Origin of the sequence: Xanthomonas sp. XNM01 (assembly GCF_014851915.1) — a bacterium.
Taxonomy (GTDB): Bacteria; Pseudomonadota; Gammaproteobacteria; order Xanthomonadales; family Xanthomonadaceae; genus Pseudoxanthomonas.
The window spans coordinates 1,324,736-1,349,531 of record NZ_JACVAP010000001.1; the positions used below are offsets into that span (position 1 = coordinate 1,324,736).

Sequence of the window (24,796 nt, forward strand, 5' to 3'; positions counted from 1 at the left end):
CCGCCGTCGCCGACCACCGTCGCCGGCGCTTGCAATGGCCGATGGCGCCGGCTATCAATCCGCCATGCCTCCCGCCGCCCCCGTCCAGCTCGATCCACGTGCACGCCAGCTGCTGCGTACGCTGATCGGCCGCTACATCCAGGATGGCGAGCCGGTGGGCTCGCAGACCCTGGCCCGGCACGCGGGGCTGGATGTCAGTGCGGCGACGATCCGTAACATCCTGGCCGACCTGGAGGACAGCGGCCTGCTCAGTTCGCCGCACACCTCGGCCGGGCGGGTGCCGACCGCGCAGGGCTACCGGGTCTTCGTCGACAGCCTGCTGCAGGTGCGCTCGCTGGGCGAGCGCGAGCTGGCCAGGCTGCGCAGCGAGCTGAGTGCGGCCAACGGGACCCAGGCGCTGCTGGGCAGCACCTCCGAGCTGCTGTCGGCGATGACCCGCTTCGTCGGGGTGGTCGGTGCGCCGCAGCGCGGCCAGTTCGCGTTCCGGCAGATCGATTTCGTGCCGCTTGGCGGGCGCCGGATCCTGGCCATCGTGGTGTTCGCCGACGGCGAGGTGCAGAACCGGGTGATCGAGCCCCAGCGCAGTTACGAGCCGGCCGAACTCGAGCGGGTCGCCAACTACCTCAACGCGCACTGCGCCGGCCGGCCGCTGGCGCAGATCCGGGCCACGCTGCTGCATGAGCTGCGCCAGGCCCGCGACGAAATGGAGCAGCTGCTGGCGCAGTCGGTGGAACTGGCCGAGGGCGCGCTGCAGCCGCCGGACGACGACATGGTGCTGGCCGGGCAGACCCGCCTGATGGGGCTGTCCGACCTGTCCGACCTGGACCGGCTGCGCGACCTGTTCGAGGCCTTCGCCAGCAAGCGCGAGATCCTGCAGCTGCTCGAGCGCACCCAGAAGGCGCCCGGCGTGCGCATCTTCATCGGCGAGGAAACCGGGCTGGCCCCGCTGGACGGGATGTCGCTGGTCACCGCGCCGTACGCGGCGGGCGGACAGGTGCTGGGCGTGCTGGGGGTGATCGGCCCGAGCCGGATGGCCTACGACCGGGTGATTCCGGTGGTCCAGGCCACGGCCGACATGCTCGGCGCCGCCCTGCAGCCGCCCGGAGAGCGCGCGGCGACTTGAATCCGTTCGGGGCGGGCCCCATAGCGGCGGGGTGGGCGGCCGGGAGCGCCGCCAGAGAGCCGAGTGCATGACCCAGAACGAAACGCCTTCCACCCCGAACGCGACCGAGTCGCACGAGACGCCCCTGGAGCAGCAGCTGCGCGACGAGATCGCGGCGCTGCACAGCGAGATCGAGCAGCTGCGTATGGATTCCCTGCGCGAGCGCGCCGACCTGGAGAACCAGCGCAAGCGCGTGGCCCGCGACGTCGAGCAGGCCCGCAAGTTCGCCAACGAGCGCCTGCTCGGCGAGCTGCTGCCGGTGTTCGACAGCCTGGATGCCGGCCTGTCGGCCGCGGGCGGCGAAGGCGGCCCGCTGCGCGACGGCATGGAGCTGACCTACAAGCAGCTGCTCAAGGTCGCCGGCGACAACGGCCTGAGCCTGGTCGACCCGGTCGGCCAGCCGTTCAATCCCGAACACCACCAGGCGATCAGCCAGGCCGACGCGGCCGGCGTGGCGCCGGGCAGCGTGGTGCAGGTGTTCCAGAAGGGCTACCTGCTCAACGAGCGCCTGCTGCGACCGGCCCTGGTCGTGGTCGCGCGCCAGGACTGAACCATTCTCCATCGACGGTGAGACGCCCTTGAACGGCGTCCACCGGGCCCCACATAGCGCTCATGGCCGCTGTGTCCGGCCCCGACCATCTTCTTGAGGAACCCGAACAATGAGCAAGATCATCGGCATCGACCTGGGCACGACCAACTCGTGCGTCGCGATCATGGACGGCGGCAAGGCCCGCGTCATCGAGAACGCCGAAGGCGACCGCACCACCCCGTCCATCGTCGCCTACACCAAGGACGGCGAAGTGCTGGTGGGCGCGTCGGCCAAGCGCCAGGCGGTCACCAACCCGAAGAACACCTTCTATGCGGTCAAGCGCCTGATCGGCCGCAAGTTCACCGATGCCGAGGTCAAGAAGGACCTGGACCTGGTGCCGTACACCATCCAGGCGCACGACAACGGCGACGCCTGGGTGGCGACCTCCGAGGGCCGCAAGATGGCGCCGCAGGAGATCTCGGCCAAGGTGCTGGAGAAGATGAAGAAGACCGCCGAGGCCTTCCTGGGCGAGTCGGTCACCGAGGCGGTCATCACCGTGCCGGCGTACTTCAACGACAGCCAGCGCCAGGCGACCAAGGACGCCGGCCGCATCGCCGGCCTGGACGTCAAGCGCATCATCAACGAGCCGACCGCGGCCGCGCTGGCCTACGGCCTGGACAAGGACGACAACAAGGACCGCAAGATCGTCGTCTACGACCTGGGCGGCGGTACCTTCGACGTGTCGATCATCGAGATCGCCAACATCGACGGCGAGAAGCAGTTCGAGGTGCTGGCCACCAACGGCGACACGTTCCTGGGTGGCGAGGACTTCGACGCGCGCGTCATCGACTACCTCGTCGAGGAGTTCCAGAAGGACCAGGGCATCGATCTGCGCAAGGATCCGCTGGCCCTGCAGCGCCTGAAGGACGCGGCCGAGCGCGCCAAGATCGAGCTGTCGTCCGCGCAGCAGACCGAGGTCAACCTGCCGTACATCACCGCCGATGCCAGCGGCCCGAAGCACCTGACCATCAAGCTGACCCGCGCCAAGCTGGAAGCCCTGGTCGACGAGCTGATCCGCAAGTCGATCGAGCCGTGCCGCATCGCGCTGAAGGATGCCGGCCTGCGCGCCAGCGACATCGGCGAGGTGATCCTGGTCGGTGGCCAGACCCGCATGCCGAAGGTGCAGGCCGCAGTGGCCGAGTTCTTCGGCAAGGAGCCGCGCAAGGACGTCAACCCGGACGAGGCCGTGGCGCTGGGCGCCGCGATCCAGGGCGGCGTGCTGGCCGGTGACGTCAAGGACGTGCTGCTGCTGGACGTGACCCCGCTGTCGCTGGGCATCGAGACCCTGGGCGGCGTGTTCACCAAGATCATCGAGAAGAACACCACGATCCCGACCAAGGCTTCGCAGACCTTCTCCACCGCCGAGGACAACCAGTCCGCCGTGACGGTGCACGTACTGCAGGGCGAGCGCGAGCAGGCCCGCTTCAACAAGTCGCTGGCCAAGTTCGACCTGTCCGGCATCGAGGCAGCGCCGCGCGGCATGCCGCAGGTCGAGGTGTCCTTCGACATCGACGCCAACGGCATCCTGCACGTGTCGGCCAAGGACAAGAAGACCAACAAGGAACAGAAGGTCGAGATCAAGGCCGGTTCGGGCCTGTCCGAGGACGAGATCAACAAGATGGTCGCCGACGCCGAGGCGCACCGCGAAGAGGACAAGAAGTTCCACGAGCTGGTGCAGGCGCGCAACCAGGCCGACGGCCTGATCCACGCCACCCGCGGCGCGATCACCGAGCACGGCGAGAAGGTGCCGGGCGACGTGATCGGCCGGGTCGAGTCGGCGATCGCCGAGCTGGAGAGCGCGCTGAAGGGCGACGACAAGGCCCAGATCGAGGCCAAGGCCAAGGCGCTGGAAGAGGCCGGCCAGGCGCTGTACGCGGCGGTGGGTTCGGCCCAGCAGCCGGGTGCCGAGGCCGGCCAGGCCGGTGGCGCCCAGCAGGGCGGCGCGCACGACGACGTGGTCGATGCCGAGTTCACCGAGGTCAAGGACGACGAGAAGAAGTAACCGTCACGGCGCCCTGCGCGCCGGGTGGTGATCGCAGCCCGCGTCGTGCCGGTCACGGCGCGGGCTTTCGATTGAGGTGGATCGAGCAATGAGAAGGCCGGTTATCCGATGAGCAAGCGCGACTATTACGACGTCCTGGGCGTGGCCCGCACCGCCAGCGAAGACGAGCTGAAGAAGGCCTATCGCCGCTGCGCGATGAAGTACCACCCGGACCGCAATCCGGGCGATGCGGCCGCCGAGGCCTCCTTCAAGGAGTGCAAGGAGGCCTACGAGGTCCTGTCCGACGGCAACAAGCGCCGCGCCTACGATGCGCACGGCCATGCCGCGTTCGAGCACGGCATGGGTGGCGGCGGTGGTGGCGGCCCCGACATGAACGACATCTTCGGCGACATCTTCGGCACCATCTTCGGTGGCGCCGGCGGTGGTCGCGGCGGCGCGCGGCGCGGTGCCGACGTCGGCTACGTGATGGAGCTGGACCTCGAGGAAGCCGTTGCCGGTATCGAGAAGCGGATCGAGATTCCTACGCTGGCCGAGTGCGAACCCTGCAAGGGCAGCGGCTCGGAGGACGGCAAGGTCGAGACCTGCCAGACCTGCCGCGGCGTCGGCCAGGTCCGGTTCCAGCGCGGCATCTTCGCGATGCAGCAGGCCTGCCCGGACTGCGGCGGTCGCGGCCAGACCATCCGCAATCCGTGCAAGGAGTGCCACGGTGCCGGCCGGATCGAGGACGAGAAGGTCCTGTCGGTCAAGATTCCCGCCGGTGTCGACAGCGGCGACCGCATCCGCCTGACCGGCGAAGGCGAGGCGGGGCCGCCGGGCACGCCGCCGGGCGATCTGTACGTGGAAGTGCGGGTGCGCGAGCACGCGATCTTCCAGCGCGACGGCGACGACCTGCATTGCGAGGTGCCGATCCGGATCTCGCAGGCGGCGCTGGGCGACATCGCGCGCGTGCCGACGCTGGACGGCGATGCGGAGATCCGGATCCCGGCCGAGACCCAGACCGGCAAGGTGTTCCGCCTGCGCGGCAAGGGCGTCAAGTCGGTGCGCAGCCGTGTCGCCGGCGACCTGTACTGCCGCGTGGTGGTCGAAACGCCGGTCAACCTGACGCCCGAGCAGCGCGAGCTGCTGGAGAAGTTCGAGGCGACCTTCGTCGGCGAGGAGGGGCGTCGCCACTCGCCGCGTTCGGCGACGTTCCTGGATGGCGTCAAGTCGTTCTGGGACCGGATGACCTCGTCCTGATCGCACGCGTGTCCGGCGATCCGCAGCCGATGCGATGACCGTGACGAGCAGGTTGCCGACGATGCCCGCGTACGACGGCCGCTGATGCGGCCGTCGTCGTTTGCGCCCCGAGCCCCGGGCGCCTGGATCGACACCCTGCGCTGGCCGAGCCGATGCCGATGCCGATGCGTCGGCATGCGCACGCACGATGTGGCTCCGTTGCAGCATGCGCGCGTGTCCGTTGCACCTGAAACGCTGCATTCGCGCGTGGCTTCCGCGCTAGCATGACCGGCTGTGTTGTCCGTCGAGCCGAACATGAGCGACACCCTGGAAAGCCATCTGGTCCACGAGCGCCGCAACCGCCCGCAGGGCGCCGCGCCGGTGGACATCGTCACCGTGCAGTCGCAGCTGGCCTATGGCCATGCCGGCAACAGCGCGGCGGTCCCGGTGCAGCGCATGCTCGGCCTGCGCGTGGTCGAAGTACCGACCACGCTGCTGTCCAACACGCCGTTCTATCCGACGCTGCGTGGCCGCGTGCTGCCGGCCGACTGGCTGGCCGACCTGCTGCTGGGCCTGGACGAACGCGGCGTCTCCACGCGCACCCGGCTGCTGGTGTCCGGCTACTTCGGCAGCGTCGCCAATGGCGAGGTGTTTGCCGACTGGCTGGAGCGCCACCAGGTGGCCGGCACCGCGCCGCGCTACCTGCTCGATCCGGTGATCGGTGATACCCACACCGGGCCCTACGTCGAGCCGGGCCTGGAGGCGGTGTTCGCGCAGCGGCTGCTGCCGCTGGCCTGGATGGTCACGCCCAATGCCTTCGAGCTCGAACGGCTGAGCGGACAGCCGGCGCTGCGCGAGGCCGACGCGCTGTCTGCCGCGCGCACGCTGCTCGCACGTGGCCCCGAGTGGGTGCTGGCCCACAGCGTCCTAGGCGACGACGACAGCCTGCTGACCCTGCTGGTCGGCCGCGAGGGCGTGTGGCGCCTGCGTTCGCCGCGGCTGGACGTGGACGTGGCCGGTACCGGCGATGTGCTGACCGCGCTGCTGGCGACCTTCCTGCTGCGCGGCGAGCCGCCGCAACGGGCGGCGGAGCGTGCACTGGTCGGCGTGCATGCGGCGCTGGAAGCGACCCTGGTGCAGGGCATCGAGGAACTGGACGTGCTGGCCGCGGCGCCAGCCGCGCTGGACGATGCCGCCGCCGCGCCACGTTTCCCCGCGCAGCGCGTGGACGGCGGCGCATGACGGCAGCACCGGTGATCGGCATCGTCGGCAGCGCCGGTGCGTATGGCCGCTGGCTGCGTTGTTTTTTCGAGCAGCGCATGGGGCTGGCGGTGATCGGTCACGATCCTGCCGATCCGGGCAGCGACACGCCTGAGCAGCTGCTGGCGCGGGCCGACGTGCTGATCTTCTCGACGCCGATCCGCCACACCACCGCCGTGATCGCCGAGTACACCGCGCGTTCGGCAGGACGCGAGCGTGGCCGGCTGTGGCTGGACGTCACCTCGGTCAAGGAAGGGCCGGTCGCCGCGCTGCTGGCGTCGCAGGCCGAGGTCGCAGGTCTGCATCCGATGACCGCACCACCGAAGACGCCCACACTGAAGGGCAGGGTGGTCGTGGTCTGCGAGGAGCGGGTCGAGGTGTGGCGGCCATGGCTGCAGACGCTGCTGGACGCGCTCGACGGGCAGTACGTGCGGACCACGCCGGCCCACCATGACCGGGTCATGGCGCTGGTGCAGGCCATGGTGCACGCCGCGCATCTGGGTCAGGCGGGTGTGCTGCGCAGCTTCGCCGGCGAGCTCGGTCCGCCAGCAGATCTGCTGCCGTATCGTTCGACCGGATTCGAGCTCGACCAGGCGGTGATCGCGCGGATCCTGTCGCTGAATCCGGCGATCTACGAGGACATCCAGTTCGGCAATCCGCATACCGCACCGATGCTGGCGCGCCTGGAAGCGGAAATCGGGCGGCTGCGGACACTGGTCGAGGCCGGCGACGATGCCGCCCGTGCCGCGTTCCGTACGCACTTCCTGCAGGACGCGAAGGCCGCCTTCGGTGCGGACGCGTTGGACCATGGCAGCTACACCTTCGAGCGGCTCGGCTACCTGCTGGCCGACCTGACCGAAACCCGGCAGTTGAGCGTCTACCTGCCGGAGGACAGGCCTGGTTCGCTGCGGGCGCTGCTGCACGTGTTCGAGCGCCATGGCATCAGCCTGGCGTCGATCCATTCCTCGCGCACCCCGTCGGGCGAAATCCATTTCCGGATCGGCTTCGATGCGGCGGCCGAACCCGATGTGCTGCGCGCCGCCGCGGCGGAGGTCGATGCCAGCGGCCTCGGCCGGGTGCTCGACGCGGTCTGACCGGCCTGGAGTGCCCCGGCCGGCCGCCGATCAGGCAGCGGTCAGTACCAGGGTGCCGTCGGCATTGGTGAACTGCCGCTCATGCCGGCGCAGGCGCTGGCCGTCGGGCAGCTCGTAACGCAGCTCGGCATCCTGGCCGCTGCCGGGCTGGGCCGGGGAGTGGAACTCGATGATCACGTAGTCGTTGCCATCGTTGCCGGTGGCGGGGAACTGGCGGAAGGACATCGTCGACCTCCTGGGGAAGGCGGCACCATGCCGCCGATGCGGGATCGGCCACGATTATCGGCGGTCCGGGTCAAGCCGGCGTCGGATGGACGTGAAGATTGCGCTGAGCCGGTCGTCCCTGAGGCTACAATGCGGGCATGACCACGACCTACACCCTGTCCCGACGCGCCCAGGCGCTGACCAGCTCGGCGATCCGCGAGATCCTCAAGATCACCGAACGTCCCGAAGTGATTTCGTTCGCAGGCGGCCTGCCGTCGCCGGCGACGTTTCCGGTCGAGCGCATGCGCGAAGCGACCGACAAGGTCCTGCGCGAGGCCCCGCAGGCCGCGCTGCAGTACGGCCCGACCGAAGGCTTCACCCCGCTGCGCGAGTGGATCGCCGCGCGCCTGAGCCGTGATGGCGCCACCATCGATCCGGCCCGCGTGCTGATCACCACCGGCTCGCAGCAGGGCCTGGACCTGCTCGGCAAGGTGCTGATCGACGAAGGCAGCAAGGTGCTGGTCGAGACCCCGAGCTACCTCGGCGCGCTGCAGGCGTTCTCGATGTTCGCGCCGGCCTTCGCCGGCCTGCCCAGCGACCAGCAGGGCATCGTCACCGACGCGCTGGACCCGGAGCAGATGCGCGGCGCGCGCTTCCTGTACTGCCTGCCGAACTTCCAGAACCCGACCGGCCGGCGCATGCCGCTGGAGCGCCGCAAGGCCCTGGTCGAACTTGCCCGCCAGGCCGGCGTGCCGCTGGTCGAGGACGACCCGTACGGCGAGCTGTCCTACGGCGGCGAAGCGCTGCCCAGCCTGCTGTCGATGAACCCCGATGGCGTGATCTACATGGGCTCGTTCTCCAAGGTGCTGGCCCCGGGCCTGCGTCTGGGCTACGTGGTCGCGCCCGAGCCGGTGTTCGGCAAGCTGGTCCAGGCCAAGCAGGCCGCCGACCTGCACACCCCGTCGTTCTCGCAGCGGATCGTTTACGAGGCGGTGCAGGACGGCTTCATCGACCGCCACATCCCGGCGATCCGCACGCTGTACGCGCAGCAGTGCGAGCACATGCTGGCTGCACTGGAACGCGAGTTCCCGGCCGAGGTGACCTGGAACCGTCCGGACGGCGGCATGTTCATCTGGTGCGACCTGCCCAAGGGCCTGGACAGCGGCGCGCTGCTGGCCAAGGCGGTGGCGCGCAACGTGGCCTTCGTGCCGGGTGCGCCGTTCTATGCGGTCGAGCCGCAGACCAACACCCTGCGCCTGTCGTTCGTGACCGTGCCGGGCGAACGCATCGATGCCGGCATCAAGGTCCTCGGCGAACTGCTGAAGGCCGAGATCGCCGCGCTGCAGGCGGGCTGAGGCGGGCGCGGCGGTGTCGACGACGCTGCCGCGCACGCTGGCGACCATCGAGGCGGTGCTGACCGGGCGGGCGGTGGACTACACCCGCCCCGGAAGCCGCAGCGCCATCGCCAAGCAGGCGGTGGCTGCGGCGCTGGCCGGGACCGAAGGTCTGGATGGCGACGAGCAGGGCGACCGCCGCGTGCACGGCGGGCCCGACAAGGCGATCCACCACTATCCGCGCGACCACTACGCCACCTGGCGTGGCGAGATCGGTGCGCATGCGCTGCTCGACTCCGCCGGCGCGTTCGGCGAGAACATCAGCACGCATGGCCTGGTCGAGGCCGATGTATGCCTGGGCGACCAGCTGCGGCTCGGTGCTGCGCTGGTCGAGGTCTCGCAGTTCCGGCAGCCGTGCTGGAAGCTGTCAGACCGCTTCGGCGTGGCCGACATGGCGCGGCGCGTGCAGGACAGTGGCCGTGGCGGCTGGTACTACCGCGTGCTGGAGCCGGGCGAGGTCAGGGCCGGCGATGACGTGGTGCTGGTCGAACGGCAATATCCGGACTGGCCGCTGCCGCGGCTGGCGGACCTGTTCTACCGCCGCATGCAGGAGCGCGCTGAGCTGGAGGCGGCGCTTGCGCTGCCGCTGGTGCCGTCATGGCGCGCCGTGTTCGAGCGTCGCCTGGCGCAGGGCACGACCGAGAGCTGGCAGACGCGGCTGGAAGGGCCGGCCCGCGACTGAGGTGCAGGCCTTTTCCTGCCGCAAAAACGAAGAAGCCCGGCATCCTGCCGGGCCCGATCCTCCCCCCTGATGCTGTGACGCAGCGATCAGGCAGCCTCGATACCCGCACGCCGCAACTGCGCGCGCACGATCCGTTCCATCGTCCGCAGCGACTTCTCGCCCAGACCCAGTGCGGTGTCCACCCACACCTCGGTGATGCCCAGCAGTTCGTCGTAACCGACCGGCTGGCCGAGCCGGCGCACCGCGTTCATCGCAAGATACGAGTGCGGAGCGCGCTGCTGCTGGCGGATCAGCTCCTGCACCGCCGACTCGCCGTGGCCCTTCGGCACCAGCACGTCGACCACACCGAGCCGGTACATTTCCTCGCTGCTGTAGATCTCCCCGCTCAGGATCATCTTCTCGGCCTGGCGCGGCGTGACCCGCTTGCACAGGAACGAGTAGGCGCCCATGCCGGGGAACAGGCCGAACAGCACCTCGGGCAGGCCCATGCCGACGCCTTCTTCGGCCACGATGGTGTGGCAGGCCAGCGCCATCTCCAGGCCGCCACCCAGCGCATCGCCCTGGATCAGCGCGATGGTGTGCATGTCGCCGCCGAAGCCGGTGTGCACGTGGTGCACGCCCTCGACGCAGCGCTGCGCGTACGCGAGCAGGCGCTCACGATCACCGGCGCGGATCAGGCGCATGAACAGGTCCAGGTCGCCACCCAGATTGAAGGCCGACGCGGCCGAGGCCATCACGAAGTGGCGCAGGCGTCCCGGCGAACGCTGCTCGGGACGCGCGGTGATCGCGCTCATGTAGGTCCACATGTCTTCGAGCATCTCGAAGCGGCAGCACGGACGCACGCCGGCCTGCGCGGCGTCGGCGTGCATGTGCAGCCAGTGCGCGTTGCCGTCCGGCGAAGTCTGGACACGGATGGTGGGGAAGCTCGAACTGCGCTGCAGTTTTTCGATCGTGTTCATGGCGGTCTCCGGCATGGATGGGCCCGGACAGGGGTCCGGGCGGGGTGGGCCCGGACCGATGCTACACCTGAACGTATCGTTAAAAAGAAAGGCCGCCACCCGCCATGGCTGCGTCTGCAGCGTGGCCGATGACGGCCCGGACCTGCGGCTGTCGCGCGTCAGTGATGCGCGTCGGCAGCCTCGGCGCGCGGCGCGGAATCACGCAGTTCCTTGCGCAGGATCTTGCCGACGTTGGTCTTCGGCAGTTCCTTGCGGAACTCGATCTGGCGCGGCTGCTTGTAGCCGGTCAGTTCCTGCCGGCAGAACGCCTTGATGTCCTCGGCCGTCAGTGCCGGATCCTTGCGGACCACGAACAGCTTGACCACTTCGCCGGAGCGCTCGTCGGGCACTCCGACCGCGGCGACTTCGAGCACGCCCGGCATCGAGGCGACCACGTCCTCGATCTCGTTCGGATACACGTTGAAGCCGGACACCAGGATCATGTCCTTCTTGCGGTCGACGATGTAGACGAAACCCTGCGCGTCCATCTTCGCCATGTCGCCGGTGTGCAGCCAGCCGTCGGCGTCGATCGCCTTGGCGGTCTCCTCCGGCTTCTGCCAGTAGCCCTTCATCACCTGCGGGCCCTTGATGCACAGCTCGCCGATCTCGCCCAGCGCGACGGGATTGCCGTCGTCGTCGCGAATGCTGGCATCGGTGGACGGGATCGGCAGGCCGATGGAGCCGTTGAACTCCTTCAGGTCCAGCGGATTGATGCAGGCGGCCGGCGAGGTTTCGGTCAGGCCGTAGGCTTCGACCAGGGTCACGCCGGTGACCTGCTTCCAGCGTTCGGCCACGGCGCGCTGCACCGCCATGCCGCCGCCCAGGGTGACCTTGAGCTGCGAGAAATCCACCTGGTCGAAGCCCGGCGTGTTGAGCAGCCCGTTGAACAGCGTGTTGACGCCGGTGATCGCGGTGAAGCGGGTGCCCTTGAGTTCCTTGACGAAGCCGGGCATGTCGCGCGGATTGGTGATCAGGTGGTTGCAGCCGCCCATCTCCATGAAGGCCAGGCCGTTCGCCGTCAACGCGAAGATGTGGTACAGCGGCAGCGCGGTGATGACCACCTCGTTGCCGCGCTCCAGATTGTTGCTGCCCAGCCAGGCCGAGGCCTGCTGCATGTTCGCCACCAGGTTGCGGTGGGTCAGCATCGCGCCCTTGGCCACGCCGGTGGTACCGCCGGTGTACTGCAGGAACGCGATGTCGTTCTGGTCGATGTCGACCTGGGGCAGGGGATGACGCTTGCCCTGGTCGAGCGCCTCGCGGAAGCGGACCGCGCCGGGGATGTCGTAGTCCGGCACCATCTTCTTCACGTACTTGAGCACGAAGTTGATGATGGCGCCCTTGGGGAAGCCGATCATGTCGCCCAGGCCGGTGGTGATCACCTGCCGCAGCGGCGTCTGCGCCAGCACTTCCTGCACGGTGTGGCCGAAGTTGTCGACCACCACGATCGCCGAGACGCCGGCATCGACCAGCTGGTGCTTCAGCTCGCGCGCGGTGTACAGCGGATTGACGTTCACCACCGTCAGGCCTGCGCGCAGGATGCCGAACGTGGCGATCGGATACTGCAGGCAGTTGGGCGCCATGATCGCGACGCGGTCGCCCTTCTTCAGGCCGAGCGAACCGAGCAGGTAGGCCGCGAACTGGCGGCTGAGGGCATCGAGCTCGCTGTAGGTCAGGGTCTTGCCGAAGTTGCTGTAGGCCGGCCGGTCGCCGTACTTGCTGACCGAGGCGGCGAACACGTCGGCGATCGAGCGGTACTGGTCTGGGTCGATCTCGGCGGGAACTCCGTTCGGATAACTCTGCAGCCAAGGACGATCCGGACTCATGCGCTTCCCTCCCGAGGAATGTCTGTTGCCGGCGGACTCGCAATCCGCTGGTCGTGATGGGAGCATACCGTCACGGATGGAAAAGGCGAAGCCGGGAGCGTGCGATGCGGGACAGATCACCGGGTGCGTGGGCGACGCTGCTGCTGGCGGCGTTGCTGGTCCTTGGCGCGTCCTGTTCCAGGACACCGCCGGAACAACGGCTGCGCGAACAGGTTTCGGCGATGCAGGCGGCGCTCGAGGCGCGCGATGCGCGCGCCTTCATGGACGGTGTCGGCGAGGAGTTCGTGGGCAACGGTGGCATGGATCGTGCTGCGTTGCAGCAGGTGATCCGAACCCAGGTACTGGCCAACATGCGCATCGGCATCACCCTGACGCCGACCGAGGTGGCGCTGCATGGCGACCGGGCGACGGTGCGTTTCACCGCAATGACCACGGGCGGCAGCGGCCGCTTCGTGCCTGATCGCGGTCAGGTGTACGAGGTCACCAGCGGCTGGCAGGACGTGGACGGCCAGTGGCGCCTGTACAGCGCGGAGTGGAAGCCGCGGCTGTAACCGTGAACGACTCCCGGCCCGCAGCGCGGGCCGGGAGCGATGCCTCAGGCCGCTTCGCGCGCCGCCAGCTGGCGCAGCACGTACTGCAGCAGGCCGCCGTGCTTGAAGTACTCCACTTCCTTCGGCGTCAGCAGCAGCACCTTGACCTGGAACTGCTTGACGCTGCCGTCCGGCTTGCGCGCATCGACGGTGGCGCGCTTGCTCGCACCGTCCTCCAGCCCGGTAATGTCGAACACCTCCGAGCCGTCCAGGCCCAGTGTCTGCGCGTTCTCGTTCTCCAGGAACTGCAGCGGCAGCACGCCCATGCCGACCAGGTTGGAGCGGTGGATGCGCTCGAAGCTCTCGGCGATCACCGCCTTCGCGCCGAGCAGGTTGGTGCCCTTGGCCGCCCAGTCGCGCGATGAGCCGGTGCCGTATTCCTTGCCGGCGATCACCACCAGCGGAACACCGTCGGCCTTGTACTTCATCGCCGCGTCGTAGATCGCCAGCTTTTCCGGCTGGCCGCCACCCTGCGGGTAGTACAGCGTGTTGCCGCCTTCCTCGCCGCCGAACATCAGGTTCTTGATCCGGATGTTGGCGAAGGTACCGCGCACCATCACGTCGTCGTTGCCGCGGCGGCTGCCGTAGCTGTTGAAGTCGGCCGGCTGCACGCCGCGTTCCTGCAGGAAGCGGCCGGCGGGCGAATCCTTCTTGATGTTGCCGGCCGGGGAGATGTGGTCGGTGGTGATCGAGTCGCCGAACAGTCCGAGCACGCGCGCGCCGTGCACGTCGGCCACATGACCGACCTGCATCGTCATGCCCTCGAAGTAGGGCGGGTTCTTGATGTAGGTGGAGCCGTCGTCCCACGCGTACAGGTCGCCATCCGGCGAGGCGATGGTGTTCCAGCGGCTGTCGCCCTTGAACACGTCGGCATAGTTCTGCTTGAACATCTCCGGGCCGATGGTCGCGGCGATGACGTCGCCGATTTCCTTGTTGCTCGGCCAGATGTCGCGCAGGTACACCGGTTGTCCGTCGCTGCCGTTGCCCAGCGGCTCGGTGGTCAGGTCGATGTCGGTGGTGCCGGCGATCGCGTAGGCCACCACCAGCGGCGGGCTGGCCAGGTAGTTCATCTTCACTTCGGGATGCACGCGGCCCTCGAAGTTGCGATTGCCCGACAGCACCGAGGCGACCACCAGGTCGTCGGCGGCGATCGCATCGGACACGTCATCCGGCAGCGGGCCGGAATTGCCGATGCAGGTGGTGCAGCCGTAGCCGACCACGTAGAAGCCGAGCTTCTCCAGGTCGCCGAGCACGCCGGCTTTTTCCAGGTAATCGGTAACCACGCGGGAGCCGGGGCCGAGCGAGGTCTTGACCCAGGGCTGGGCCTTCAGGCCCTTCGCCACCGCATTACGCGCGAGCAGGCCGGCGCCGAGCATCACCGCCGGATTGGAGGTGTTGGTGCAGGAGGTGATCGCGGCGATGACCACCGCGCCGTCGCGCAGATGCCAGCCGGCGCCGCTGTCGGGCGAGGACTCGCTGCTGGATTCGCGAGCGCCGACCGCGGTGCCGCCGCCGCCCTCGTTCTTGAGCCTGTCCTCCTGGACCAGGTCGATGCGCCGGCGGCGCGCATCGGCGAACGGGGCCAGGTTGTCGCGGTAGTTCTGCTTGACGTCCTCCAGCAGCACGCGGTCCTGCGGCCGCTTGGGGCCGGCCAGCGACGGCTTGACCGTGCCCATGTCCAGCTCCAGCGTGGCGCTGTACTGCGCCGGCGCGCTGCCTGGTTCGTGCCACAGGCCCTGCGCTTTCGCGTAGGCCTCGACGATGGCGATCTGGTCCTCGCTGCGGCCGGACAGGCGCAGGTACTCCAGCGACTCGGCGTCGATCGGGAAGATGCCGCAGGTGGCGCCGTACTCGGGCGCCATGTTGCCGATGGTGGCCCGGTCGGCCAGCGGCAGGTGCTGCAGGCCGTCGCCGAAGAACTCGACGAACTTGCCGACCACGCCGTGCTTGCGCAGCATCTGGGTGACCGTCAGCACCAGGTCGGTCGCGGTCGCGCCTTCGGGCAGCTTGCCGGTCAGGCGGAAGCCGACCACCTGCGGGATCAGCATGGACGAGGGCTGGCCCAGCATCGCCGCTTCGGCCTCGATGCCACCCACGCCCCAGCCGAGCACGCCGATGCCGTTGATCATCGTCGTGTGGCTGTCGGTGCCGAACACGGTGTCGGGGTAGGCCACCGCCTCGCCATCCTTCTCGGCGGTCATCACCACCCGGGCCAGGTTTTCCAGGTTCACCTGGTGGACGATGCCGGTGTTGGGCGGCACCACCTTGAAGTTGTCGAAGGCCTTCTGGCCCCAGCGCAGGAAGCCGTAGCGTTCCTGGTTGCGCTGGAACTCGATCCTGCCGTTCTCGTCCAGCGCATCGGGCGAGCCGAACACGTCGACCTGGACCGAGTGGTCGATCACCAGCTCCGAGGGAATCTGCGGATTGATCTGCTCCGGGCGGCCGCCAAGCTTGACCACCGCGTCGCGCATCGCGGCCAGATCGACCACGCAGGGCACGCCGGTGAAGTCCTGCAGCACCACGCGTGCCGGCATGAAGGCGATCTCGGTGTCGGATTCGGCGGTCGGGTTCCAGCTGGCCACGGCCTCGATGTGCTCGCGGCCGACGGTGACGCCGCCGTCCTCGTGCCGGAGCAGGTTCTCCAGCAGGATCTTCATCGAGTAGGGCAGGTGCGCGATGTCGAAGCGCTCGCCCAGCTTCGGCAGGCTGTAGTAGGCGTATCGGTGTCCGCCCACCTCGAGGTGGCTGCGGGTCGAGAACGAGTCGCTCATGGGTGCACTCCTATGGCATCGGCGGCTGTAGGGACTGACGGCATTCTGACCGATTCAGTGTGTAGGTTCGGTGTCCCGGATGTCTTATGCGACCTTGAGTATGAATCTTCAAGTATGTATGATTCGTGCATACTTTCTGGAGCCTACCGATGGAAGCGACCGTCGCCGAGCGGGGCCAGATCACCCTGCCCAAGACCGTGCGCGACGCGCTCGGCCTGACCAAGGGCAGCGTCCTCAAGGTCGAACTGGAAGGCAGCCGCATCGTGCTGCGCAAGAGCGTGGACGACGCCATTTCCCGCGTCCGCGGCAAGTTCGCGCTGGACCCGTCGGCCGGCGAATCCGACGCCTCGGGCAGCTGACGTCCTGATGATCGCCATCGACGCCCCCGTCCTGGTCGAACTGCTCGCCGACGGCCCGCAGGCCGATGCGGTCGAAGCCTGCCTGCGCCAGTGCCTGGGCAGCGGCCGGGTCGTGGTGTCCGACGCCGCCCTGGCCGAGCTGTGCGCCGCACTGAAGAACGGCGCCGAGGCGCTGGGCGCGCTGGAGGAGATGGGCATCCATTTCAGTCCGCTGGAAGCCAAGTCGGCGCTGCGCGCGGGCGAGATGCAGCGGCGGCTGCGCCAGCGCGGCGCGCCGCCGCGGCCGCTGGCCGATTTCCTGGTCGGTGCGCACGCGCTGCTGCAGTGCGACGCGCTGATCACCAACGACACCACCTTTTACCGCGACTACTTCAAGGGCCTGAAGCTGATCGTGCCGCAAGCCTGAGCCCGCCCCAGACCGTTTTTCCTGTTCCGCATTCCCGGAGAGTTGTCATGTTGGAAGCCTACCGCCACCACGTCGACGAGCGCGCCGCGCTCGGCATCCCGCCGCTGCCGCTGAGCGCGCAGCAGACCGCCGAGCTGATCGAGCTGATCAAGCATCCGCCGGCCGGCGAGGAAGCCTTCCTCGTCGAGCTGCTCTCCTACCGCGTCCCCGCCGGCGTCGATGACGCGGCCAAGGTCAAGGCCTCGTACCTGGCTGCGGTCGCCTTCGGCACCGAGAAGACCCCGCTGATCAGCGCGCAGCGCGCCACCGAGCTGCTGGGCACGATGCTGGGCGGCTACAACATCCACCCGCTGATCGAGCTGCTCGACAACGCCGAGCTGGGCCCGGTCGCGGCCGAGGGCCTGAAGCACACGCTGCTGGTGTTCGATGCGTTCCACGACGTCGAAGAGAAGGCCAAGGCCGGCAACGCCAACGCCCAGGCCGTGCTGCAGAGCTGGGCTGATGCCGAGTGGTTCACCAGCAAGCCGGAAGTGCCGCAGAGTCTGACCATCACCGTGTTCAAGGTGCCTGGCGAGACCAACACCGACGACCTGTCGCCGGCGCCGGATGCCACCACCCGTCCGGACATCCCGATGCACGCGCTGGCGATGCTGAAGAACAAGCGTCCCGACGCGCCGTTCGTGCCGGAGGAAGACGGCAAGCGCGGCCCGATCCAGGAAATCCTGTCGCTGAAGGACAAGGGCCACCTGGTCGCCTACGTCGGCGACGTGGTCGGCACCGGTTCCTCGCGCAAGTCGGCGACCAACAGCGTGCTGTGGTTCACCGGCGAGGACATCCCGTACATCCCGAACAAGCGCTTCGGCGGCGTCTGCCTGGGTTCGAAGATCGCCCCGATCTTCTACAACACGATGGAAGACGCCGGCGCGCTGCCGATCGAGCTGGACGTGTCGCAGATGAACCACGGCGACGTGGTCGAGCTGCAGCCGTACGCCGGCAAGGCGATCAAGGACGGGCAGGTGATCGCCGAGTTCCAGGTCAAGTCCGACGTGCTGTTCGACGAAGTGCGCGCCGGTGGCCGCATCCCGCTGATCATCGGCCGTGGTCTGACCGCCAAGGCACGCGAGGCCCTCGGCCTGCCGGTGACCGAGCTGTTCCGCCAGCCGCAGCAGCCGGCCGATACCGGCACCGGCTTCTCCCTGGCGCAGAAGATGGTCGGCCGCGCCTGCGGTCTGCCGGAAGGCCAGGGCGTGCGCCCGGGCACCTACTGCGAGCCGAAGATGACCTCGGTCGGCTCGCAGGACACCACCGGCCCGATGACCCGCGACGAGCTGAAGGACCTGGCCTGCCTGGGCTTCTCGGCCGACCTGGTGATGCAGTCGTTCTGCCACACCGCCGCGTATCCGAAGCCGGTGGACGTCAAGACCCACCACACCCTGCCGGAGTTCATCTCCACCCGCGGCGGCATCTCGCTGCGCCCGGGCGACGGCGTGATCCACAGCTGGCTCAACCGCATGCTGCTGCCCGACACGGTCGGCACCGGCGGCGACTCGCACACCCGCTTCCCGGTGGGCATCTCGTTCCCGGCCGGTTCGGGCCTGGTCGCCTTCGCCGCGGCCACCGGCGTGATGCCGCTGGACATGCCGGAATCGGTGCTGGTGCGGTTCAAGGGCGAGCTGCAGCCGGGCGTGACCCTGCGCGACCTGGTCAACGCGATCCCGCTGTACGCGATCAAGGCCGGTCTGCTGACCGTGGCCAAGGCAGGCAAGAAGAACATCTTCTCCGGTCGCATCCTCGAGATCGAAGGTCTGCCGGACCTGAAGGTGGAGCAGGCGTTCGAGCTGTCCGACGCCTCGGCCGAGCGCTCGGCCGCCGGCTGCACCGTGCGCCTGAACAAGGAGCCGATCATCGAGTACCTCAACAGCAACATCACGCTGCTGAAGTGGATGATCGCCGAGGGGTATCAGGACCCGCGTTCGCTGGCCCGCCGCATCGCCAAGATGGAAGCGTGGCTGGCCGACCCGCAGCTGCTCGAGCCCGATGCCGACGCCGAGTACGCGGCGGTCATCGAGATCGACCTGGCCGACGTGCATGAGCCGATCGTGGCCTGCCCGAACGACCCGGACGACGTGAAGACCCTGTCCGACGTCGCCGGCGCGACCATCGACGAGGTGTTCATCGGTTCGTGCATGACCAACATCGGCCACTTCCGTGCGGCCGCGAAGCTGCTGGAAGGCAAGCGCGACATCCCGACCAAGCTGTGGGTCGCGCCGCCGACCAAGATGGACGCCTCGGAGCTGACCAAGGAAGGCCATTACGGCACCTTCGGCGCCGCCGGCGCGCGCATGGAAATGCCGGGCTGCTCGCTGTGCATGGGCAACCAGGCGCAGGTGCGCGAGGGCGCGACGGTGTTCTCCACCAGCACCCGCAACTTCCCGAACCGTCTGGGCCGCAACTCCAACGTGTACCTGGGCTCGGCCGAGCTGGCCGCGATCTGCTCGCGTCTGGGCCGGATCCCGACCAAGGCCGAGTACATGGTCGACGTCGGCGTGCTCGACGCCAGCGGCAAGGAGATCTACCGCTACATGAACTTCGACCAGATCGAGGACTACAGCAAGGTCGCCGGGAAGGTGCCGGCCGCCGCCTGCTGACGCAGCCTCACGGCTCGACGAAAACGCCCGGCACCGCCGGGCGTTTTCGTGTGTGCGGATGCAGCGCGATGCACGCGGCGGACTTGCGTCGCTGCTGTGTCGCCGTCAGCGGTCGCCGGTCGCCGCGTTCCAGCATTCGACCCGGTCGCGGCCCAACGCCTTGGCCCGGTACAGCGCCTGGTCGGCCTGGTCGATCAGCAGGACCCTGCTGTCGTCCGGGCCGGGAGACAGGCAGGCGCAGCCGACGCTGATGGTGATGTGGGCATGCCCGCTGGCCGGGGCGTGCGGCAGGGCGAGGGCGGTGACCGCCGCGCGCAGCCGCTCGCCGACCCGTGCCGCCGCGGCGATGTCGCAGTCGGGCAACAGCACCACGAACTCCTCGCCGCCATAGCGCGCGAGCATCGCGGTGCCGCTCAGCTGCGCATGCATTGCGTGGGCAATCGCGCACAGCGCGTCGTCGCCTGCCAGGTGGCCGAAGTGGTCGTTGTAGGCCTTGAAATGATCCACGTCGATCAGCAGCAGCGACAGAGGCCGGGCGCTGCCCTGGTGCCGTTTCCAGGCCTCGCCCAGCTGCACGATGAAATGGCGATGGTTGCCGACGCCGGTGAGCGGGTCGCTGTGCGCCTGCTCGACCAGGCGCAGGTTGGCCTGCTCCAACGCCGCGGTACGTTCCCCGACCAGCAGCGCCAGTGCGTCGCTGTGCCGGCGCAGGCGCAGCGTACGCAGCGACCAGGCGGCGTAGACCAGCGCGCCGGACAGCAGCACCAGCGCGGCCAGCCAGGGCGGGCTCAGGTACCAGGGCGCGGGATTGACCAGGATCAGCCGCGCCGGATGCGCCGACCAGGTGCCGGCCTCGCTGCTGGCCGCGATCTGCAGCAGTTGCTCGCCCCAGGGCACCACCGGGAAGTGGATGCTGCGCTTGTCGCCGATGTCGATCCAGTCGCCGCCGGCCAGCCGGTAGCGGAAGCGGATCTTCTCCGGCGCGCTGAAGGTGGGCGCGGTGAAGCTGATCTCGACGTTGCGGACGCCGCCTTCCAGCACCAGCCGCGCGCGCAGCGGCAACACCGTGCCGCCGGCGCTGATGCGTTCGATGTGGATGGTCGGCGCCTGCGCCGAGGGCGGATGCAGGCGGCCGGGCTCGACCACCGCGAAGCCCGACAGGGTCGGGAACCACAGCCTGCCGGTGGTATCGCGGTGACAGGCCGGCTGGCCGCCGCCATTGGTCTCGGCCGGTTCGAGGCCGTCGCTGGCCGCATAGCCCAGTGCGTGCAGCGAACCGTCGCCGGCGGCGGCGCGGGCCAGCTGCTCGCCGGTGAGCATGGAAATGCCGCGGTTGCCGCTGAGCCACAGCTGGCCGCTGCCGTCTTCGATCAGGCAGGACACCACGTCGTCGAACAGCCCCTGCTGCTGGGTGTAGCTGGCGACCCTGCCGTCCGCGATCCGGTTGAGGCCGCCGCCATAGGTGCCGATCCAGAGCACCCCGTCCCCGGTTTCCAGCAGCGTGCGGGCGAACCGGCTGGACAGCCCGTTGGCGGTGTCCCAGCGCTCGGCCACGTGCTCGCCGTCCAGGCGCAGCACGCCTTCGTGGCCGGCGAACCAGTGGCCGCCTGCACGTGCCGGCACGATCGCGTTGATGGTGGTGTCGCCCAGCGCGGCGATCGGCCTCGGGGTGCCGGTCTGTCCGCGCGCATCCACGTCGAGCCGGTAGGCGCCGGCGCTGGTGGCCACGAGCAGGCCGTCGGCTGTCCTGGCGATCGCGCGGATCGACGGGCGCTGCGGCCAGCGCGCCACCCGTTCGGCCTTGGCCGCGCCCGGGCGCAGGCGGCCGAGGATGCCGTCGGCGCTGCCGATCCACAGCGTGCCATCGGCATCGCGATGCAGCGACCAGACGCAGTTGCTGTCCAGCGCGGCCTGCAGCGGCCAGTCGCGGACGCGTCCGTCGTGCGCGGTCCAGTGGCGCAGGCCGCCGCAGATCATGCCCAGCCACAGGCCGTCGGCGCCATCGCCGGTCACCGGCAGCGCGGCCGAGCCGAAGCCGGCGCCCGCGTCCTGCATGCGACCGATCTGCGCAGGTCGGCGCCGGAACAGGCCATCGCCGTTGCTGCCCAGCCACAGGTTGCCTTCGCCGTCGCCCAGCATGCTCAGGATCGCCCCGCGCGCCATCTCGACGCGGTGCATCTGGTCGTCGCGATCGAGCCGGAACAGGCGGCTGAAGTTGTCCGACAGCCACAGCTGGCCCTGGGCGTCGTGCAGCGCGCCGGAGACGTCCGGCACGGTGTGCGCGTCCAGATACGGCCGCCAGCGGTCCTGCCGCGGGTCGTAATGGAAGAAGTCGGTGTTGGTGCCGATCCAGACCGAGGCATCGAGGCGGCCCAGGCCGGTGACCGCCACCGTGCCCGCCGGCAGCGCGACCGGATCGGCGCGCTCGCCGGTCCAGCGCCAGAGACGGTCGAGCGTGGCCAGCAGCAGCACGCCGTCCTGGACCACGCCGCGGACGTAGGCGCGCGCATCGACGCGGACCGCACCCAGGTCGTTTTCGCCGGCACGGAACAGGCCGGCGCTGGTCGCCACCCAGACGTGGCCGGCGCCGTCGCCGATGAAGGCGTTGACCTTGCAGCGCCCGCCGCACAACGGCAGCCGCTGGAAGCGATCGCCTTCCAGCACCGCGACGCCACCGTCCTCGGTGCCGATCCACAGCCGTGCATGGCCATCGACATGCAGGCGCAGGATGCGGTCGCTCGGTGGGCCGTCCTCGGCCAGGCTGCGATACAGCCGGAAGCTCAATCCATCGAACCGGACCAGGCCGCCGAACGTCCCCAGCCACAGGAAACCGTCCGGTGCCTGGACCATGCTGGTGATCGAGTTCTGCGGCAGGCCGTCCTCGCTGGCGAAGCGACGCACCACGTCGTCGAACTGCGGCTGGACGCCGCTGCGTCCGGTCGCAATTGCGTTGCCCGCGCCGGCGCCGGCGATGCAGCCGAGCAGCATCAGCAGCAGGACGCGCAGCACGCTCATGCGGCGCCACGACCCGCGGCGGCGACGCATCGCGACCGCTGGTCGACCGGTCTCACGCAGCGCTGCCGTGGCCGGCCAGTTCGAGCAGGCGGCGGGCGATCGCGTCCAGCGGCAGGATCTCCTGTGCGGCCCCGAGCTTGGCGGCCGCGCCGGGCATGCCCCAGACCACGCTGGTGGCCTCGTCCTGGACCAGGGTCGCCGCGCCGGCCTGGCGCAGTTCGAGCAGGCCGCGGGCGCCGTCGTCGCCCATGCCGGTGAGGATCGCCGCGACCGCGTTGGCGCCGGCGTTCTGCGCGACCGAATGGAACAGCACGTCCACCGCCGGCTTGTGCCGGTTGACCGGCGGGCCGTCGTCGATCCGGCAGCGCCAGCGCGCACCATCGCGGATCACCCGCAGGTGCTGCCCGCCGGGCGGCAGGTAGGCGTGGCCGGGCAGGATGGTCTCGCCGTCCTGCGCCTCGCGCACCAGCATCGCCGAGTGCCGGTCCAGGCGTTCGACGAAGGCGCGGCTGAAGCCCGCCGGGATGTGCTGGGTCAGCACGATCGCCGGCGCGTCCGGCGGCATCTGCTCGAGCACCACGCGGATCGCTTCGGTGCCGCCGGCCGACGCGCCGATCGCGATCAGCCGGTCGGTGGTGCGGAAACGGGTGGCGACCGCACCGGTGGACGGCGCGACCCCGGCGGCCGGCGCGATCCGCAGCGCCGGCCGGGCCGGGCCATGCACGCGCGCGCGCGCGGCCGCCTTGACCTTGGCGGTGATCTCGTCGGCGTACTCCTCCAGGCCCTGCGCCACGCCGAGCTTGGGCTTGGTCACGAAGTCGACCGCGCCCAGCGCCAGCGCCTGCAGGGTGATGTCGGCACCGCGCTCGGTCAGCGAGGACACCATCACCACCGGCATCGGCCGCAGCCGCATCAGGTTCTCCAGGAACGCCAGGCCGTCCATCCGCGGCATCTCGACGTCCAGGGTCAGCACGTCGGGATTGAGGCGCTTGATCTTCTCGCGCGCCAGCAGCGGATCGGCGGCGCTGCCGACCACCTCGATATCGGGGTCGCGCGCCAGCAGCTCGGTCAGCAGCTGGCGCACCACCGCCGAATCGTCGACCACCAGGACCTTGCAGCGCCCGCTCACTGGAACAGCTCCACGCCACCGCTGACCGGCGTGCGCGACAGCTTGGCGCGCACCGCCGACTCGGCCGCGGCCACCTCGGCATCGTGCGCATGCGGCAGGCGGTGGACCATGACCTTGCCAGTGTGCGGGAAGAACCAGACCTTGCGCGGGTGGATGCCCTGCAGGTCCTCGGCGACCACCGGGATGCGCTCGGCTTCCAGGTAGTTGCGCACGAACTCGGCGTTGCGGGTGCCGACCGGGTTGCTGGTGAAGCCCTTGAGCACGTTGGCGCCCCCGAACACCTTGGCCTCCAGTCGCTTGCGCGCGGCGCCGCGCTTGAGCAGTTCATTGATCAGCATTTCCATCGCATAGCTGCCGTAGCGCGCCGGCGCGCCATCGCCGATGTTGCCCTCGGGCAGCATGAAGTGGTTCATGCCGCCGATCTGCAGCATCGGGTCGCGGATGCAGGCGGCGATGCAGGAGCCGAGCACGGTGACCAGGGCGGTGCCGTCGTCGACCACCAGGTACTGGGTCGGCAGCAGCTTGGCCGCCGGCACCTGGAACTGCGGGTCGCGGTAGCGCAGGACGTCGTCCTGCTGGGCATTGGCCAGGCTCATCAGCGCACCGCCGGATTGCGCCGGTACAGGGTGCGCCCGCAGGGCTGGATCAGGTCGGCGGCGTGCAGATAGTTCTCCGAGTGTCCGGTGTAGAGCAGACTGTTGGCGTCCATGTGCACGACCAGGCGCGACAGGATCGCGCGTTGGGTCGGCTTGTCGAAGTAGATCATGACGTTCCGGCAGAACAGGGCGGTGAACGGCCCGCCGACGTCGTAGCGTGCATCGAGCAGATTCAGGGGGCGGTACTCGATCAGCGCCTGCAGCGCCGGATGCACGCGGCAGACGCCCTCGTTGGGGCCGGTGCCGCGCTGGAAGTAGCGGCGACGCAGGTCCGGATCCAGGCTGGCGACCCGCTCCAGCGGATAGACGCCGCGCCGGGCGGTGGCCAGCACCTGGGTATCGATGTCGGTGGCGACGATGCGCACCGGCGGGGTCAGCGTGCCGAAGGTCTCGCAGGCGGTGATCGCGATCGAGTAGGGCTCCTCGCCGGTCGAGGCCGCGCACGACCAGATCGACAGCGGGCCCTGCGAGGACGCTTCCTGCAGATGGCCGCGCAGGTGCTCGAAATGGTGCGGCTCGCGGAAGAACGCGGTGAGGTTGGTGGTCAGCGCGTTGGTGAACGCCTGCCACTCGCCGCCGTCGGGGTTGCGCTCCAGCATGTCCAGGTAGTCGCCGAACTCCTGGATGCCCAGGCTGCGCAGCCGGCGCGAGAGCCGGCCATAGACCATGTCGCGCTTGCCCGGCGCCAGGGCGATGCCGGCGCGGACGTGGATCATCTGGCACACCCGCTTGAAATCGCGGTCGGTGAACACGAACTCGCGCTGTTCCGGCGGGTGGGGCAGGGTGCTGGTGCTCATCG

At 69.3% G+C, this 24,796-nt stretch carries 20 protein-coding genes; 12 read left to right on the forward strand and 8 right to left on the reverse strand.

All coding sequences use genetic code 11. From position 1 onward, the window contains the following. The first annotated feature begins 64 nt into the window (after positions 1-64). The 6 genes from hrcA to IB242_RS06080 all read left to right on the forward strand — a co-directional run bounded on the left by hrcA (position 65) and on the right by IB242_RS06080 (position 7,322). The gene (hrcA, locus tag IB242_RS06055; protein WP_192276941.1) at positions 65-1,123 is read left to right on the forward strand and encodes a heat-inducible transcriptional repressor HrcA; all 1,059 of its coding nucleotides are present in this window, start codon (positions 65-67) and stop codon (positions 1,121-1,123) included. Positions 1,124-1,190: 67 nt separating this feature from the next. Then, the gene (gene grpE, locus IB242_RS06060; RefSeq protein ID WP_192276944.1) at positions 1,191-1,712 is read left to right on the forward strand and encodes a nucleotide exchange factor GrpE; all 522 of its coding nucleotides are present in this window, start codon (positions 1,191-1,193) and stop codon (positions 1,710-1,712) included. A gap of 109 nt (positions 1,713-1,821) precedes the next feature. Further along, a complete protein-coding gene (dnaK, locus tag IB242_RS06065; RefSeq protein WP_192276947.1) occupies positions 1,822-3,753 on the forward strand; it encodes a molecular chaperone DnaK in 1,932 nt (643 codons plus the stop codon). 108 nt (positions 3,754-3,861) lie between these two features. Beyond that, complete coding sequence (dnaJ, locus tag IB242_RS06070) at positions 3,862-4,989, forward strand: molecular chaperone DnaJ (protein ID WP_192276950.1); 1,128 nt, start codon at positions 3,862-3,864, stop codon at positions 4,987-4,989. 294 nt (positions 4,990-5,283) lie between these two features. Next, the gene (gene pdxY / locus IB242_RS06075; RefSeq protein ID WP_192276953.1) at positions 5,284-6,210 is read left to right on the forward strand and encodes a pyridoxal kinase; all 927 of its coding nucleotides are present in this window, start codon (positions 5,284-5,286) and stop codon (positions 6,208-6,210) included. After that, a complete protein-coding gene (locus IB242_RS06080) occupies positions 6,207-7,322 on the forward strand; it encodes a prephenate dehydrogenase (protein WP_192276956.1) in 1,116 nt (371 codons plus the stop codon). The genes pdxY and IB242_RS06080 overlap by 4 nt, the downstream gene beginning before the upstream one ends. Before the next feature lie 30 nt (positions 7,323-7,352). Here IB242_RS06080 and IB242_RS06085 read toward each other — a convergent pair whose 3' ends face one another. Next, positions 7,353-7,547, reverse strand: a complete 195-nt coding sequence (locus IB242_RS06085; protein WP_192276959.1) for a hypothetical protein — start codon at positions 7,545-7,547, stop codon at positions 7,353-7,355. 137 nt (positions 7,548-7,684) lie between these two features. On the opposite strand from IB242_RS06085, the gene IB242_RS06090 reads away from it, so the two are divergent. Further along, on the forward strand, positions 7,685-8,881 hold the full coding sequence (locus tag IB242_RS06090) for a PLP-dependent aminotransferase family protein (RefSeq protein WP_192276962.1): 1,197 nt from the start codon (positions 7,685-7,687) through the stop codon (positions 8,879-8,881). A 13-nt stretch (positions 8,882-8,894) separates the two neighbouring features. Next, positions 8,895-9,602 (forward strand): MOSC domain-containing protein, encoded by a 708-nt coding sequence (locus IB242_RS06095; RefSeq protein WP_192276965.1) that lies wholly within the window; start codon positions 8,895-8,897, stop codon positions 9,600-9,602. Positions 9,603-9,688: 86 nt separating this feature from the next. On the opposite strand, the gene IB242_RS06100 is transcribed toward IB242_RS06095, so the two are convergent. Together IB242_RS06100 and IB242_RS06105 are read right to left on the reverse strand one after the other, a co-directional pair. Continuing rightward, positions 9,689-10,561 carry a crotonase/enoyl-CoA hydratase family protein gene (locus IB242_RS06100; RefSeq protein WP_192276968.1) on the reverse strand — a complete coding sequence of 291 codons (873 nt, stop codon included), beginning with the start codon at positions 10,559-10,561 and terminating at the stop codon, positions 9,689-9,691. A gap of 158 nt (positions 10,562-10,719) precedes the next feature. Further along, positions 10,720-12,423, reverse strand: coding sequence for a long-chain fatty acid--CoA ligase (locus IB242_RS06105; protein ID WP_192276971.1), 1,704 nt, complete (start codon positions 12,421-12,423; stop codon positions 10,720-10,722). 104 nt (positions 12,424-12,527) lie between these two features. Between IB242_RS06105 and IB242_RS06110 the strand changes: the two genes are divergently transcribed. Continuing rightward, a complete protein-coding gene (locus IB242_RS06110) occupies positions 12,528-12,974 on the forward strand; it encodes a nuclear transport factor 2 family protein (protein ID WP_192276974.1) in 447 nt (148 codons plus the stop codon). A 44-nt stretch (positions 12,975-13,018) separates the two neighbouring features. Here IB242_RS06110 and acnA read toward each other — a convergent pair whose 3' ends face one another. After that, a complete protein-coding gene (gene acnA / locus IB242_RS06115; protein ID WP_192276977.1) occupies positions 13,019-15,784 on the reverse strand; it encodes an aconitate hydratase AcnA in 2,766 nt (921 codons plus the stop codon). Between the two features lie 149 nt (positions 15,785-15,933). Between acnA and IB242_RS06120 the strand changes: the two genes are divergently transcribed. From IB242_RS06120 to acnB, 3 genes are read left to right on the forward strand one after another with little or no spacing between them, the layout of a single operon-like run. Then, positions 15,934-16,143, forward strand: coding sequence for an AbrB/MazE/SpoVT family DNA-binding domain-containing protein (locus IB242_RS06120; RefSeq protein ID WP_192276980.1), 210 nt, complete (start codon positions 15,934-15,936; stop codon positions 16,141-16,143). A gap of 7 nt (positions 16,144-16,150) precedes the next feature. Next, positions 16,151-16,549: a type II toxin-antitoxin system VapC family toxin gene (locus IB242_RS06125; RefSeq protein ID WP_192276983.1), complete on the forward strand. Its 399-nt coding sequence runs from the start codon at positions 16,151-16,153 to the stop codon at positions 16,547-16,549. A 47-nt stretch (positions 16,550-16,596) separates the two neighbouring features. Further along, positions 16,597-19,197: a bifunctional aconitate hydratase 2/2-methylisocitrate dehydratase gene (gene acnB, locus IB242_RS06130; RefSeq protein ID WP_192276986.1), complete on the forward strand. Its 2,601-nt coding sequence runs from the start codon at positions 16,597-16,599 to the stop codon at positions 19,195-19,197. Positions 19,198-19,302: 105 nt separating this feature from the next. Here acnB and IB242_RS06135 read toward each other — a convergent pair whose 3' ends face one another. From IB242_RS06135 to IB242_RS06150, 4 genes are read right to left on the reverse strand one after another with little or no spacing between them, the layout of a single operon-like run. After that, on the reverse strand, positions 19,303-22,212 hold the full coding sequence (locus tag IB242_RS06135) for a diguanylate cyclase (protein WP_192276989.1): 2,910 nt from the start codon (positions 22,210-22,212) through the stop codon (positions 19,303-19,305). 52 nt (positions 22,213-22,264) lie between these two features. After that, on the reverse strand, positions 22,265-23,341 hold the full coding sequence (locus IB242_RS06140; protein WP_192276993.1) for a chemotaxis response regulator protein-glutamate methylesterase: 1,077 nt from the start codon (positions 23,339-23,341) through the stop codon (positions 22,265-22,267). Then, positions 23,338-23,937, reverse strand: a complete 600-nt coding sequence (cheD, locus tag IB242_RS06145; protein ID WP_192276996.1) for a chemoreceptor glutamine deamidase CheD — start codon at positions 23,935-23,937, stop codon at positions 23,338-23,340. The genes IB242_RS06140 and cheD overlap by 4 nt, the downstream gene beginning before the upstream one ends. After that, complete coding sequence (locus IB242_RS06150; RefSeq protein WP_192276998.1) at positions 23,937-24,794, reverse strand: CheR family methyltransferase; 858 nt, start codon at positions 24,792-24,794, stop codon at positions 23,937-23,939. Before IB242_RS06150 ends, cheD begins: the two co-directional genes overlap by 1 nt. Positions 24,795-24,796: the final 2 nt, after the last annotated feature.